Here is a 13,578-nt window from a genome sequence, read left to right as displayed (position 1 = left end):
TATGGATTACATCGCGCTCAATGTCCCGTGTACCGACGAAGAACTGGCCGGGATTCTGACCGCCGAACTGGCTGATTTCCCGTTCGAGAGTTTCGAGACCGGCGACGGCGTGCTGAAGGCATATATCCCGCAGGAGCGGCTGGCCGACTGCAAGGAGCAGGTCGACGGCCTGCTGGCGCGTTACGGCGTCGGCGGACGCTATATCTCCATCGAGACGCAGAACTGGAACGCATTGTGGGAGAGTAATTTCCCGGCCGTCGATGTCGAAGGCCGCCTGCGCATCCGCGCGCCGTTCCACGAGGCGGCTCCCGCGGGCGAGACGGAGGTGGTCGTGATGCCCAAGATGTCGTTCGGCACGGGCCACCATGCCACGACATGGCTCATGTCGCGCGCGGTGCTCGACCTCGGGGTCGCGGGCCGCACGGGGCTCGATATGGGCAGCGGTACGGGCGTGCTGGCAATCGTCGCCGCGAAGTGCGGCGCGGCGCATGTCGACGCCGTGGACATCGACGACTGGGCCGATGAAAACTGCCGCGAGAATGTCGCCGCGAACGGGGTCTCGGAGCGTATTACCCCGATGCTGGGCGACGTGCGCCGCATCGCGGGCCGGAGTTACGATTTCATCCTGGCCAATATCAACCGCAATATCCTCGTGGCCGACATGCCGGCCTATGCTGCGGCGTTGCTCCCAGGCGGCGATCTGGTGATGAGCGGATTTCTGGAACAGGATGTCCCGGCGGTCACGGAGGCTGCCTCAAAACAGGGAATGACGGCTGTCGCCGCCGCCGAACGCGACGGTTGGATGCTGGTACATGTCAAAAAGGAGTCGTGAAAAGCTACAAAGGCCGCGGCATCGTGCTGCACACGCTCAAATACGGCGATTCGTCGATGGTCGCCTACCTGCTGACCGATGTCGGAGGCCGCCGCAGCTACATGGTGCAGGGCGTCCGCAGCCGCAGCGGACGGGGATCGAAACTGGCGTTGTTTCAGCCGATGTTTCCCGTCGAGTTCGAGGGACTGGAGTCCTCGCGGCAGCAGATGGACCGCTTCAAAGAGGTGCGTGCGGGATTCGTGCTGCAAAGCCTGCCGTTCGACGTCCGCAAGTCGACGATGGCGCTTTTTATGGCCGAAGTTTTGTATCGCCTGGTCCGGGAGAGCGAGCCCAACGAACCGCTTTTCGATTTCGTGTGGAGCTCGGCCGAAGCGCTGGATGCGATGGACGACGGGGTTTCGAATTTTCACCTCTGGTTCCTGGCCAACCTGAGCCGCCTGCTGGGCTACCGTCCGGGCAACGACTATACGCCGGGGGCGTGGTTCGACATCCGCGAGGGGCTGTATACCCCCGTGCGGCCCGCACATCCGGGGGTGATGACGCAGGAGTGCGCCTGCCTGCTCGACCGGATGCTGTGCTGCGACGTGCGGCGGCTGGGCGAAGTGGAGCTGAACCGCGACCGGCGGTCCGACTTCCTCGGAGCCATGCTGGCCTATTTCGGCTATCATCTCGATGCCATCAGCGCCGTACAGTCGGTGCGCATACTACGGGAAGTGTTTTAGCGTTAGTGATAATGAAGAGATAAAAGGGGAAAACTATGAGAAAGATGTTGTTTGCAGCCGTAGCGCTCGTCGTGGCGCTGGCCGCTTCGGCCCAGGAACCGAAATTCGATTTCAAACGCGATACGACCCGCACGTCGGGGTTCGCGCTTCCCGATTCGCTGGCGCACATGTCGCCGTGGAAACCCGACTATAAGACGATGGCGCCGGTGAAGACCAAGCCCACGGTGTCGATGACCTCGGTGGTGGTGATCCAGAAGGAGAATCTGCCTTCGCGCATCACCGTCATCGACAACAATACCCTGCGCCTGGGGGCTCATTTCACCCTTTCGAACGGACAGGCGTGGAACTGGAGTCCTTTCCCCGACGCCTACCTCGACGCGCGCACGCTTTCGTTCCCCATGCCGCGGTAGTGCCGCATTAGGGAGTTGTTTTGTGAAAGGACCGGATTTTTCCGGTCCTTTTTAGGTATTTAGGCGTATTGACCCGCAGCGATGAAATCCCGAATTTTGTACCCGAATTCGAATCGCTGTTTATGAAAACGATTTTTGTGGGACTATTCTCCCTGTTTATCCTCGGGGTTCAGGCCCGGGAGCCTGCCGCTGAACCCTCCGTTGCGGAGCTTTCTGCCGAGGTCGAAGCCCTGAAAGCCAAAACTTCGACGTGGGACAGGATACTGGCCCGCCTCCCCGAGATTTCGGGTTATGTGCAGGCCGGTTGCGAGTGGTCGGAGACCTCCTCGTCCTTTTTTATCAAACGCGTGCGGCTGAATCTGGCGGGCGCCATCGCTCCGAAACTCGACTACCGCGTGCAGGTCGAGTTCGTGTCGCCGAAGATCGTCGACGCCTATCTCCGTTACCGGCCTTTCGATGGGCTGAATTTCCAGCTCGGAGAGTTCAAACTCCCTTTCTCGATCGAGAACACCGAGTATCCGCCCCTCAAATACGAATTTATCGAATACCCGCTTTCCCTGTGCCGGCTGATGGGTTTCAACGACATCTGCGGGCTTTCGGCCACGGGCCGCGATATGGGCGCCATGCTCTGCGGCAGCTTCTTCAAACGCGAAGGTTTCAGCATCCTGAGCTATAATTTCGGCGTCTTCAACGGCGAAGGGCTCAACATAAAGGACAAGAACAAATCGAAGGATATCGCGGCGCGGCTGACACTGCGTCCCGTCGCGGGATTGCAGGTCGCCGGTTCCTGCTACTGGGGCGAATACGGCGCCGACTACCTCAGACGTGTCCGCTACGGTGCGGGCGCCTGCTACGACCGCGGCCCTCTGGTGGTGCGTGCCGAGTGGATCTGCGGCACGACGGGGCTTCCCCAGGGCGCCGGCGAGCTGGACAGCGACGGCTGGTACGCCGTGGGCGGCTGGCGCGTGATGCGGACGCTGATGCCCGCGGTGCGCTACGACACCTTCCGCGAGAATACGTCTGAAAATGCCTCCCGCCAGACCAACTACACGGTGGGACTGTTGTGGCAGCCCGTGAAATTCCTCCGCTGCCAGCTCAACTACACCTATGAGGACTATGCGTCGCACGCCGCTTCGAACCGCAACGTCGTGTCGCTGATGCTGAGCGGAATTTTTTAGCGTAGTTACGACCCGCATTCCGGTCGCGCTGCGACAAGCCCCCGGCAAGGCGGGGGTTTGGGGGTGGGACCAATTTGTAAACGCGCCGGTACGCCGCGAATAACAACCGTCTTAGACGGAAACCCGAACGAAAAACAAACTTGCATTTTGCTATGAAAAACTTTATCGAACAACTTCGTGTCGAGGACTGGGTGGTGGTCTGGGTCTCGATTCCGCTGCTGCTGCTTGCGGCGCTCATCCCCGCCGACCTGCCGAGTGTTCCCTCGACCCTCGTGGGCGAAGTGGCCTGGTACAATATCGTTTATCTGTTCGCCATCGTGCTGGCGGTGCTCTACGTAGGCTGCCTGCTGCTGCGGCGTCCCCTCAAAGGACTGCTGCCGTCGCTGGTCGTCGTCTTCGCCGTTTCGCTGCTGGCGCAGGTCGTGGCCAAAATTCCGGCCGTGTCGTACTACGGCTTCGAATCGGTCTTTTTTTCGGTGCTGTTCGGCCTGCTGATCCGCAACGTGTGGCACGTTCCCGCATGGATGAAACCCGCCATCCAGGGCGAGTTCTTCATCAAAATCGGCGTGGTCTGCCTCGGCGCCACGATCCTCTTCAGCGACGTGATGAAGTCGGGCGTCTTCGGACTCGTGCAGGCCTGTCTCGTGGTGGCCGTCGTGTGGTTCTTCGCCTTCCGGCTCTCGCGCCGCATGAAGGTCGACGAACGTTCGGCGATGATCCTCTCGAGCGGCGTCTCGATCTGCGGCGTTTCGGCCTGCATCACGGCGGCGCGCGTGGCGGGCGGCGACGACAAGAAGCTCTCCTACATCGTCTCGCTGGTGCTGATCGTCGTCGTTCCGATGATCTACCTCATGCCGTGGCTGGCGAACCTGATCCTCCCGCATCTGTTCTCCCCCGAGGTGGCCGAGGAGGTCGCCGGAGCGTGGATCGGCGGTACGATCGACACCACGTCGGGCGTCGCCGCATCGAGCATGATCGTCGGCGAGGTCGCCAACCAGCACGCCGTGATTATCAAAGCGGCGCAGAACGTGCTGATCGGCGTCGTGGCGTTCTTCATCGCGCTCTACCTTTCGACCCGCGGCGAGAAGGGCAGCCAGGCGCCCTCGCTGGGCATCGTCTGGGAGAAGTTCCCCAAATTCATCATCGGGTTCGTCGCCGCGTCGCTCATTTTCAGTCTTTGTCAGTCGAACGACCTCTTTACGCTCAGCGCCAAGGGCAAGCTCCTCGAACCGGGCGTGGCGAAGATGTTCTCGACGGTTTTCTTTTCGCTGGCGTTCGTCTGCATCGGTCTCGACACGCGCCTCAAAGACATCATCTCGAGGGAGAACCGCAATGTCCTCTGGTCGTTCCTCGCGGCGCAGACCTTCAATATCGTCGTGACGTTCGTGATCGCCTGCCTGCTGTTCGGTCTGCTCAAACCTGCCCTTTAGCGCTTTAAGAACGCGCTTTTAGGGGCGGTGGCAGGTTGGACTTTTCCGAGCCGGTTCTGCGCTGCCATCATCTTAATAAGAAAGGCTAACGAATTCGTTAGCCTTTCTTGTTGAATTTCCGGAATCCCGTTCCGCCTTTCCGGGCCGGCCGCTGTTCCGGGCGTGGTTTTCCGCCGAAAAAATACGATTTCTGTCGCCTTTTGTCATCCTGCGAACGGGCGACGTAGACTTTTTCGTGCGTGTAGGGATTTTCGCCCGTGTAGAACATCACCGACGAGAGGGTCATCGGCGTGGGCGTGAGGTCCTGCACCTGCTCGAGATTGAAATGCAGTTTCCCCAACACTTTCTCCGACAGCGATTTCATGTCCCGCTCGGTGCATCCCGGGTGCGAGGAGATGAAGTACGGGATCAGTTGATAGGGCAGACGCTCCCGGCTGCAAATGCGGTGGAAATCCGTGTTGAGCTGTTCGAACAGCGCGAACGGCGGTTTGCGCATCAGCTTCAATACGCTCTCCTCGGTGTGCTCGGGCGCCACTTTGAGCCGTCCCGAGGTGTGGTGTTTGAGCACCGTTTCCAGATAGGGCGACCGGTCGAACAGGTCGTAACGGATGCCGCTGCCGATAAAGGCTTTTTTGATCCCTTTGACGGCGCGGATTTTTTCATACAGAGCCAGTAACGGCCGGTGGTCGTTGTCGAGGTTGGGGCACGGCTTCGGGTGGAGGCACGACGCGCGGCGGCATTTGCGGCACAACTCGCGGTCGCGGCCGCCCATGCGGTACATGTTGGCCGAGGGGGCCCCTACGTCGGACAGATAGCCTTTGAACCCCGGCATTTTCGTAATTTTCTCCACTTCGGAGAGGATCGAACGTTCGCTGCGCGAGTTGATGAACTTGCCCTGATGCGCCGAGATGGTGCAGAACGAGCAGCCCCCGAAACAGCCGCGGTGAATATTGACCGAATGTTTAATCATCTCCCATGCCGGGATGTCGCCCTTGCCCGCATAACGCGGATGCGGGGCCCGTTCGTAGGGGAGGTCGAACGAATGGTCCAGCTCCTCGGTCGAGAGTGTCGTATTGGCGGGCGTGACGACCGTATAGCGGTCGCCGACAGCCTCCACGAGCGTCGCTTCGGGTTCCATCAGGTTGCTCTGGGTCTCGATGACTTTGAAATTATCCCCGAAAGCGGCTTTGCTGCGCAGGCACTCCTCATAGCTGTTGAGACGGATCGTCGTTGCGGGATCGAGCCGTGCGACGTAATTCTCATCGGAGAGGAACGCCACCTGCCGGATTTTGCGCAGCAGTTTGGCGTTGTAGCCGTTGCGCATTGCCCGGGCAACCTCCTGCACGACGCGTTCGCCCATGCCGTAAATCAGCAGGTCGGCGCCCGAATCGGCCAGGATCGATGGTTTCAGCGCATCGCTCCAGTAGTCGTAGTGGGTCAGGCGGCGCAGTGAGGCCTCGATGCCCCCGATGACTACCGGGACGTGCGGATAGAGGCGTTTAAGCAGCTGCGAGTAGACCGTCACGGCGTGGTCGGGGCGGAATCCCGCCTTGCCGCCGGGGGTGTAGGCGTCGTCGTGGCGCAGCCGCAGGTTGGCCGTGTAGTGGTTGACCATCGAGTCCATCGACCCGCCCGAGACCCCGAAAAAGAGGCGCGGGACGCCCAGCTTGGTGAAATCACGCAGGTCGTCGCGCCAGTTGGGCTGGGGGACGATGGCCACGCGGTAACCCTCGGCCTCGAGCAGCCGTCCCACGACGGCCGCGCCGAATGCCGGATGATCAATGTAGGCGTCGCCCGAAAAAAAGATCACGTCGAGCTGGTCCCATCCGCGTTCGCGGACTTCTTTGATGGTCGTCGGCAGAAACATGGCTTCGCAATTAATTATTGTTCAGTGGTTTCCGTCGCCGAACAATAGGTGTCCCACTTCTCCAGCAGGGCTTGGAAATCGTCCGGAAGGGGGCTTTCGAACAGCACCTCCTCATGGGTTGCGGGATGTTCGAAGCCCAGCAGACGGGCGTGCAGCGCATGGCGCGGCATCACCGTGAAGCAGTTGTCGATGAACTGGCGGTATTTGGCGAAGGTCGTGCCCTTGAGGATGCGGTCGCCGCCGTAGCGCTCGTCGTTGAACAGCGGGTGACCGATCCACGCCATGTGTACCCGTATCTGGTGCGTGCGTCCTGTTTCCAGGCGGCACTCCACGAGAGTCACGTATCCGTAGCGTTTCAGAACCTTCCAGTGCGTCACGGCGTGCTTGCCGTCCGAGCCGTCGGCGAAGACGAACATCTTCTGCCGGTCCTTGGGACTGCGGCCGATATTGCCCGTGATCGTTCCTTCGTCCTCCTCGAAGTTGCCCCACACGAGAGCCACGTAGCGGCGCTGGATCGTGTGGTCGAAGAACTGCTTGGCCAGCCGCGCATGGGTCTGCTCGTCCTTGGCAATCACCAGCAGTCCCGAGGTGTTCTTGTCGATGCGGTGCACCAGCCCCGCACGGTTTTGCTCCTCGGCCGGAATTCCCTGCGCGTTGAGGTGGTACATCAGCGCGTTGACCAGCGTGCCGTCGTAATTGCCCACGCCGGGATGGACGACCATCCCGGCGGGTTTGTCCACCAGCAGCAGCCATTTGTCTTCATAGGGAATGTCGAGCGGAATGTTCTCGGCCCGGAGTTCCACCTCGCGCCGCGGATAGGGCATCACGATCTGGATGCGGTCCAGCGGCTTGACCTTGTAGCTCGACTTCGCCGCCTTGCCGTTGACCAGGATGTTGCCGCTGTCGGCCGCCGCCTGAATGCGGTTGCGCGAGCAGTGTTCCATCCTTACGGTCAGGAACTTGTCCAGCCGCATGGGAGTCTGCCCCTTGTCGGCCGTGACCGCAAAGTGCTCGTAGAGGCCCGCTTCTTCTTCGTCCTCCCCGTCTGCCGGAATCACCTCCGGGTCCAGCTCCTCGATCGGTCGTTCGTCGCTCATCAGTCGAAAAATCCCTCGTTGTCGTTGTTCGCGGGCTGTTCTGCGGCGGGTTCCGCAGCCTCTTCCAGCGCCGCCTGCGCGAGCGAGTCGGCAAGCTGCTGTTCGGCCAGCCGGCGCTCCTCGGCGGCGGCCTGCGCCTGCTTTTCGGCCTCGGCCCGGTGTTTGTCCACTTTGTTTGCGTCGAGTGTCAGCCGCAGATCGACCTTCGATCCCAGCCCGGCGCTGCGCTCAGCGCCCGGAATCTGGACGTATACCCGCGAATCCCGTTGGTTGAGGAGGTTGACCCCCTCGTCGAAGTCCACTTTCCCGACGTTGAGCCCCAGTTCCCAGAGGCGGCCCTTGGCCTGCATCAGGGGCAGCCCCACCAGCCGCGGCACGACGGTCGTTCCGCGACCGCTCTCGACACCCACGTAAAGCGTTACGCCGGAACCCATCTCGGCCTCCATGCGGGTCGTCTGCGTGATCTGTTTTCCGTCGCAGTACTCCTCCAGTACGTAGTTGGTGGCGATGTCGGGGCGGTAGACCAGCTCGGCGATCTCCAGCCCGGCGATCTCCAGCATGTTCTTGGCCTGGCGCAGCGAACGCCCGGCCACGTAGGGTACGGGAACCATCTTCTGGCGGAAGGAGTTGATCGTGATGTAGACCGTGCGTCCGGGTTTCACCTCCACGCCGCCTTCGGGAAGCTGGTCGAGGACGATGCCGCCTTCGTAGGCGGGGACGAACAGCGAATCGTTGATGTGCAGCTGCAAGTCGTGCTTGCGGGCGATGCGCTGGGCGTCGTGCAGCGCGACGCCCGAGAAATCGGGCACGGTGCGCCGCGCTCCGTGGCGCGTGCCGACCCGCATCAGGATATGGGCGGCGATGGCTGCCGCAAGGATCAGGGCGACGATCAGCGTGAGGTTCCAGAGCAGCGGGTTCTGCCGGAGCCGGGAGAGGTAATTGGGTCGTTTCTCCATGGGTTATGGGTTATTTCGGCGCCTTCCGGTAGAGGTAGACGGCAATGAACAGATAGATGATGTTGGGCAGCCACACGGCCAGCCCGGGCGGCAGCGTTCCGCTCTTGGCGAACTCCTCGAAGAAGCGGTTGAAGAGGATGTACGAGAAGCACAGTCCCGTGCCGATGCCGATGTGCAGTCCCGTGCCGCCGCGCACCTTGCGTGAGGACAGCGAGACGCCGATCAGCGTGAGGATGAACGTCGAAAGCGGATAGGCGTAACGGGCGTGTTTCTCGACCTCGATGATGTTGATCGAGTCGGAACCCTTGGCCCGCTGCTGGTCGAGGAAGTCGTTGAGCTCGGAGATGTTCATGGTTTGGATCAGGTCGTTGATCTCGCCCAGTTCCGTGACGTCGAGGTTGATGAGCGTGTCGAGGTTGCGGAATTGTTCGAATGTTTCCATGCCCAGCGAGTCGAATTCCCGTTTGGTGTAGCGCGGCGCGGTCCAGCGCCGGGTCTCGGGGTTGAACTTCACGTCGGAAGCCTCGAGCGAATGGGTCATCGTACCGCTGTAATAGCGTTCCAGGGCGAAGAACGACGCCTGACGGGCTCCGTCGTTGTAGCCGCGGATATAGGCGAAGATGCCGGGTTCGATCTGGCGGTAGATGTGTCGGTTGAACTTGGTGTTCTGCTTGCGTTTGATGTACTGCTGTTCGAAACTGACGATGTGGCGTTGCGAAATGGGGATCAGCCAGAGGTTGAGCGTCAGCGACAGCGAGGCGATGATGAACGCCCCGAGGAAATAGGGCCACATCAGCCTTCGGAACGACATGCCGCCCGAAAGCATGGCCACGATCTCGGTCTGATAGGCCATCTTCGAGGTGAAGAAGATGCAGGCGATGAAGGTGAACAGGCCGCTGAACTGGTTGATGAAGTAGGGGATGAAGTTGAGGTAGTAGTCCAGGATGACCGATTTCAGGGGGGCGTGCAGCTCCGTGAAGTCGTCGATCTTCTCCACATAGTCGAAGACCACCACGATAACGATGATCATGGCGATGGAGAAGAAGTAGGTCGTGAGGAACTTCCCCAATATGTAACGGTCCAAGATTTTGAACCCCGGAAAACGCATTTTCATCGGTTAGAGCCTTTTTTGCAGTTTGGCGACCATTTCCTCCTTCCACGCCGCGAAATCCCCGGCGAGGATGTGTTCGCGGGCCGCTCCGACCAGCCGCAGGTAGAAAGCGATGTTGTGCAGCGAGGCGATCTGCGCCGCGAGCATCTCGCCGCAGACCGTCAGGTGGTGCAGGTAGGCTTTCGAGTAGAGCGTGTCGACGAAGGCCGTTCCCTGGGGGTCGATCGGCGAAAAGTCGTCCTCCCATTTCTTGTTGCGGATGTTGATGACCCCCTCGGCGGTGAACAACTGCCCGTTGCGGCCGTTGCGCGTCGGCATCACGCAGTCGAACATGTCGACGCCGCGCGCGATGCCCTCGAGGATATTCACCGGCGTGCCGACTCCCATCAGATAGCGGGGACGGTCCTCCGGCAGTATGGCGTTGACCACGTCGATCATTTCGTACATCACCTCGGTCGGTTCGCCGACGGCCAGTCCGCCGATGGCGTAACCGTCCGCGTCGTATTGCTTTACGTTCTCGGCGGCCCGGGCGCGGAGGTCGGGGTAGGTGCATCCCTGCACGATGGGGAACAAGGCCTGATAGTGGCCGTATTTCGGATCGGTCCGGTGATACTGGTTGAAACACCGGTCGAGCCACCGCTCCGTAAGGTCCAGCGACCTGGCGGCGTATTCGCGCGGTGCGTCGCCCGGGGGGCATTCGTCGAACGCCATCATGATGTCGGCGCCGATCGTCCGCTCGGTGTCGATCACGCTCTCGGGCGTGAAGAGGTGCTTCGAGCCGTCGATATGCGAACGGAAATGGCATCCCTCCTCTTTCAGCTTGCGGCATGCCGCGAGCGAGAAGACCTGAAATCCGCCGCTGTCGGTGAGCATCGGGCCTTCCCAGGTCGAGAAGCGGTGTACGCCGCCGGCCTTCTCGATGATCTCCATGCCGGGACGCAGGTAGAGGTGGTAGGTGTTGGCCAGGATGATCTGGGCCCGCGCCTCGTCGCGCACATCGCGGTGGAAAATGCCTTTGACGGTGGCCGCCGTGCCTACGGGCATGAAGATCGGGGTGCGGATCGTGCCGTGGTCGGTCTGGAGTTCGCCCGCGCGGGCGCGGGACGACGGGTCTTTATGTTGCAGGGTAAATTTCATACTCAACTATTCGGCAAAAATACACAAAATATTTCTATCTTTGCGCATATTTCGGCAATATGCAATTCATCGATGATTTTCTGGCATGCTACGGCTGGGAAGGGGCGGCCCTCGCGGGGTCGATGCTCCTTCTGCTCGGTGTGCAGTTCCATTACTATATTTTCACCTACGGCCGCATTCCCGGGTATAAGAATAACCGGCGTGCGGCGGAGATGGAGGACGAACCGCCCGTGTCGGTGGTCGTGCCGCTCTTTTCCGAGGATTATTCGTTCGTCGAGGAGCGCCTGCCGCTGATCCTGGCCCAGAACTACCCCGATTTCGAGGTGGTGATCGTCTACGTCGGCCACGACTCGGATTTTTACGAGGACCTCGCGCGGCTCAAACAGTCGTTCCCGCAGATCACCACGACGAAGATCCAGCTCGACCCTCGTTTTCCGATTTCGCGCAAGATGGCGCTCAATGTGGGCATTAAATCGGCGCATTACGAGTGCATGGTCTTCACCTCGACCGACGCCGTGCCGCAGACCGACCGCTGGCTGTCGCTCATGGCCAAGGGTTTCATGCGCGGGGAGATCGTCGTGGGATATTGTGGCGTGGAGCGCAGGAAAGGATTTGCGAACTACATGATGCGCACCGGGCGGATGATGCAATCCGCTGCGTGGATCGCCCGCGCCGTGCAGCGCCGCGCCTACCGGGGAACGCTGCACAACTACGGTTTCACCAAGCGCATCTATTTCGGGGCCAACGGATTCAGCCACCTCAATATGAACATCGGCGAGGACGACCTGTTCATGCAGCGGGTCATGACCCGCGACAACGTGAGCGTCATCCTCTCGCCGCGCGCCACGCTGCGCGAAAAGACGTGGGGCGGCATGGGCTGGTGGATGAGCCAGCTGCGTTATTACGGTTCGGCGTTCCGCTTCTACCCGCAGGCGGTGCGCACCTACGTCGGCTGGGAACTCTGGTCGCGGGTGCTTTTCTTCGCCACGGCGGTTTGTGCCCTGGCGGTGATGCCCCTGGAGTATAAGATCGCGGCGCTGACGCTGGTGATCGTCCGTTACGTCGCCGTGGCCCTCGAGGTGCGGCGCGTCGCCCGTCGGCTGGGCGAGGGCGGGATCATGGGCCGCTATTTCATTTACGACCTGCTGAGTCCGCTGTGGGCCGCGGTGCTGTGGGTCATGCTGCTCCGCCGTGACGACCGCGTATGGAGATAGCCGACTATATCGTAGCCGAGGACCGGGAACTGGTCGACCGGGTGCTGAAGGGGGACAATACCGCTTTCGAATACCTCTTCAACCGTTACCGTGACGCGATTCACCGTCTGTTCGTACAGCGGTTGGGCGGTGCGAACGATGCCGACGACCTGCTTCAGGAGACCTTTATCAAAGTCTATATCAACATCCACCGTTACAGCTCCGACTATACCTTCGGACAGTGGGTCTACACCATCGCCCGTAACACGTTCATCGACTTCGTGCGGCGGCGTCAGGACGACCTGTCGATCGACGACCGCTTCTATGCCCCGGCGTCGAGCGCTCCGACCCCCGAGGAGAGCGTCATCAACCTCCAGCAGCGGTCGCAGATCGAGCAGTACCTCGACCGGCTGGCGCCCCGTTACAGACAGCTGATCCTGATGCGTTTTTTCGAGGAGTACTCCTACGAGGAGATCGCCGCGAAGCTGGCCCTGCCGCTGGGAACGGTCAAAACCCAGATACACCGCGCCCGGGAGCAGATGTGCCGGCTGATCGCCGCGGGTGAAAACAAATGATTCCATGAAATTGATCGAGAAATATTTTCCGGAGATTTCCGGCCTGCAGCGCGAGCGGTTCGCGGCGCTGTACGACCTTTACGCCGACTGGAACGCGAAGATCAACGTCGTTTCGCGCAAGGATTTCGACCAGCTCTACCTGCGCCACGTGCTGCACTCGCTGGCCATCGCCAAGGTCTGTACGTTCGGCGACGGTGCGCGCATCCTCGACGTGGGGTGCGGCGGGGGATTTCCGTCGGTGCCGTTGGCGATCCTCTTTCCCGGGGCGCATTTCACGGCTGCGGACTCCATCCGCAAGAAGATAACCGTGGTCGAGGGCGTTGCGGCGAGTCTCGGACTGGAAAACCTCACGCCCCGCTGCGTGCGGGTCGAGACCCTGAAGGAACGTTTCGATTACGTCGTTTCGCGGGCCGTGACGGCCATGCCGGAGTTTGTGAAATGGGTCTGGCCCCTGATCGAGCGCGGGGAGCGCGGTTCGCTGCCGAACGGCATCCTCTACCTGAAAGGCGGGGACCTGGCCGAAGAGCTGGCCCTCACCGGCAGGAGGTGGTATATCTACGACATTCCGCGCTTCTTCGAAGAGGATTTCTTCGAGACCAAGAAAGTGGTCTATACTCCCAAGAAATAGGAAGCTGCAGAGCTTCCTATTTCTTGGGTGCCTGCCGGGCGATGATCGTGCGGAGGTTGTCCATAAAAGTCTCGGCGTCGGCGGCGCCCGTGATGCGGCCCAGCAGTTCGCCCTGGGTGTCGAACACCAGGTAGAGCGGGATCGAGCCGCTGCCGTATTTCTTCATCAGTTCGCGGCCCGTGGGCTTGTCGGTGTTGTATTTGGCGGCCACGAACCGCTGGTCCATGAATTCGCCCACGTCCTTGCGCGAGAAAACCTCCCGTTCCATCATCCGGCACGGGGGACACCAGTCGGCATAGAGGTCGATGAAGACCAGCTTACCCTGTTTGACGGCCATTTCGCGCACGGCGTCGGTCGATTTGGTCTCGAATTTCACCTGGGCCTGCACGGCGCCCGCACAGAGCGAGAGCATCAACAGAAAAATCAGTTTTTTCATACTGTC

At 60.9% G+C, this 13,578-nt stretch carries 14 protein-coding genes; 8 read left to right on the top strand and 6 right to left on the bottom strand.

What is annotated here, in order from left to right:
* The first annotated feature begins 1 nt into the window (after position 1).
* The 5 genes from prmA (at position 2) to BLU78_RS05470 (ending at position 4,572) form a co-directional block, all read left to right on the top strand.
* Positions 2–832, top strand: coding sequence for a 50S ribosomal protein L11 methyltransferase (gene prmA / locus BLU78_RS05490; protein WP_010261654.1), 831 nt, complete (start codon positions 2–4; stop codon positions 830–832).
* A complete protein-coding gene (recO, locus tag BLU78_RS05485; protein WP_010261652.1) occupies positions 829–1,554 on the top strand; it encodes a DNA repair protein RecO in 726 nt (241 codons plus the stop codon). Before prmA ends, recO begins: the two co-directional genes overlap by 4 nt.
* 35 nt (positions 1,555–1,589) lie before the next feature.
* Complete coding sequence (locus tag BLU78_RS05480) at positions 1,590–1,964, top strand: hypothetical protein (protein WP_229096336.1); 375 nt, start codon at positions 1,590–1,592, stop codon at positions 1,962–1,964.
* Positions 1,965–2,086: 122 nt separating this feature from the next.
* Positions 2,087–3,142, top strand: a complete 1,056-nt coding sequence (locus BLU78_RS05475; RefSeq protein WP_026020695.1) for a porin — start codon at positions 2,087–2,089, stop codon at positions 3,140–3,142.
* 152 nt (positions 3,143–3,294) lie between these two features.
* Positions 3,295–4,572, top strand: coding sequence for a YeiH family protein (locus tag BLU78_RS05470; protein WP_010261645.1), 1,278 nt, complete (start codon positions 3,295–3,297; stop codon positions 4,570–4,572).
* Positions 4,573–4,669: 97 nt separating this feature from the next.
* Here BLU78_RS05470 and BLU78_RS05465 read toward each other — a convergent pair whose 3' ends face one another.
* The 5 genes from BLU78_RS05465 to tgt are packed head-to-tail and all read right to left on the bottom strand — an operon-like array spanning position 4,670 to position 10,740.
* Entirely contained in the window at positions 4,670–6,439 is a 1,770-nt protein-coding gene (locus BLU78_RS05465; RefSeq protein ID WP_010261644.1) for a YgiQ family radical SAM protein, read from the bottom strand.
* Positions 6,440–6,453: 14 nt separating this feature from the next.
* Positions 6,454–7,536: an RluA family pseudouridine synthase gene (locus BLU78_RS05460; RefSeq protein WP_010261640.1), complete on the bottom strand. Its 1,083-nt coding sequence runs from the start codon at positions 7,534–7,536 to the stop codon at positions 6,454–6,456.
* Positions 7,536–8,492: a PASTA domain-containing protein gene (locus BLU78_RS05455; protein WP_010261637.1), complete on the bottom strand. Its 957-nt coding sequence runs from the start codon at positions 8,490–8,492 to the stop codon at positions 7,536–7,538. Before BLU78_RS05455 ends, BLU78_RS05460 begins: the two co-directional genes overlap by 1 nt.
* Before the next feature lie 10 nt (positions 8,493–8,502).
* Complete coding sequence (locus tag BLU78_RS05450) at positions 8,503–9,606, bottom strand: LptF/LptG family permease (protein WP_010261634.1); 1,104 nt, start codon at positions 9,604–9,606, stop codon at positions 8,503–8,505.
* A gap of 3 nt (positions 9,607–9,609) precedes the next feature.
* Positions 9,610–10,740, bottom strand: a complete 1,131-nt coding sequence (tgt, locus tag BLU78_RS05445) for a tRNA guanosine(34) transglycosylase Tgt (RefSeq protein WP_010261631.1) — start codon at positions 10,738–10,740, stop codon at positions 9,610–9,612.
* A 59-nt stretch (positions 10,741–10,799) separates the two neighbouring features.
* Here tgt and BLU78_RS05440 point away from each other — a divergent pair, with 59 nt between their 5' ends.
* The 3 genes from BLU78_RS05440 to rsmG are packed head-to-tail and all read left to right on the top strand — an operon-like array spanning position 10,800 to position 13,136.
* Positions 10,800–11,954: a glycosyltransferase family 2 protein gene (locus tag BLU78_RS05440; RefSeq protein WP_010261628.1), complete on the top strand. Its 1,155-nt coding sequence runs from the start codon at positions 10,800–10,802 to the stop codon at positions 11,952–11,954.
* Complete coding sequence (locus BLU78_RS05435) at positions 11,945–12,508, top strand: RNA polymerase sigma factor (protein WP_010261625.1); 564 nt, start codon at positions 11,945–11,947, stop codon at positions 12,506–12,508. Before BLU78_RS05440 ends, BLU78_RS05435 begins: the two co-directional genes overlap by 10 nt.
* A 4-nt stretch (positions 12,509–12,512) precedes the next feature.
* The gene (gene rsmG / locus BLU78_RS05430; protein ID WP_010261622.1) at positions 12,513–13,136 is read left to right on the top strand and encodes a 16S rRNA (guanine(527)-N(7))-methyltransferase RsmG; all 624 of its coding nucleotides are present in this window, start codon (positions 12,513–12,515) and stop codon (positions 13,134–13,136) included.
* A gap of 16 nt (positions 13,137–13,152) precedes the next feature.
* Here rsmG and BLU78_RS05425 read toward each other — a convergent pair whose 3' ends face one another.
* Positions 13,153–13,572, bottom strand: a complete 420-nt coding sequence (locus BLU78_RS05425; RefSeq protein ID WP_010261619.1) for a thioredoxin fold domain-containing protein — start codon at positions 13,570–13,572, stop codon at positions 13,153–13,155.
* Positions 13,573–13,578: the final 6 nt, after the last annotated feature.

This window comes from Alistipes timonensis JC136 (assembly GCF_900107675.1).
GTDB classification, from domain to species: Bacteria; Bacteroidota; Bacteroidia; order Bacteroidales; family Rikenellaceae; genus Alistipes; species Alistipes timonensis.
Note: the sequence above shows the minus strand (reverse complement) of the source record. Positions and strands in the feature narration are given on the sequence as shown.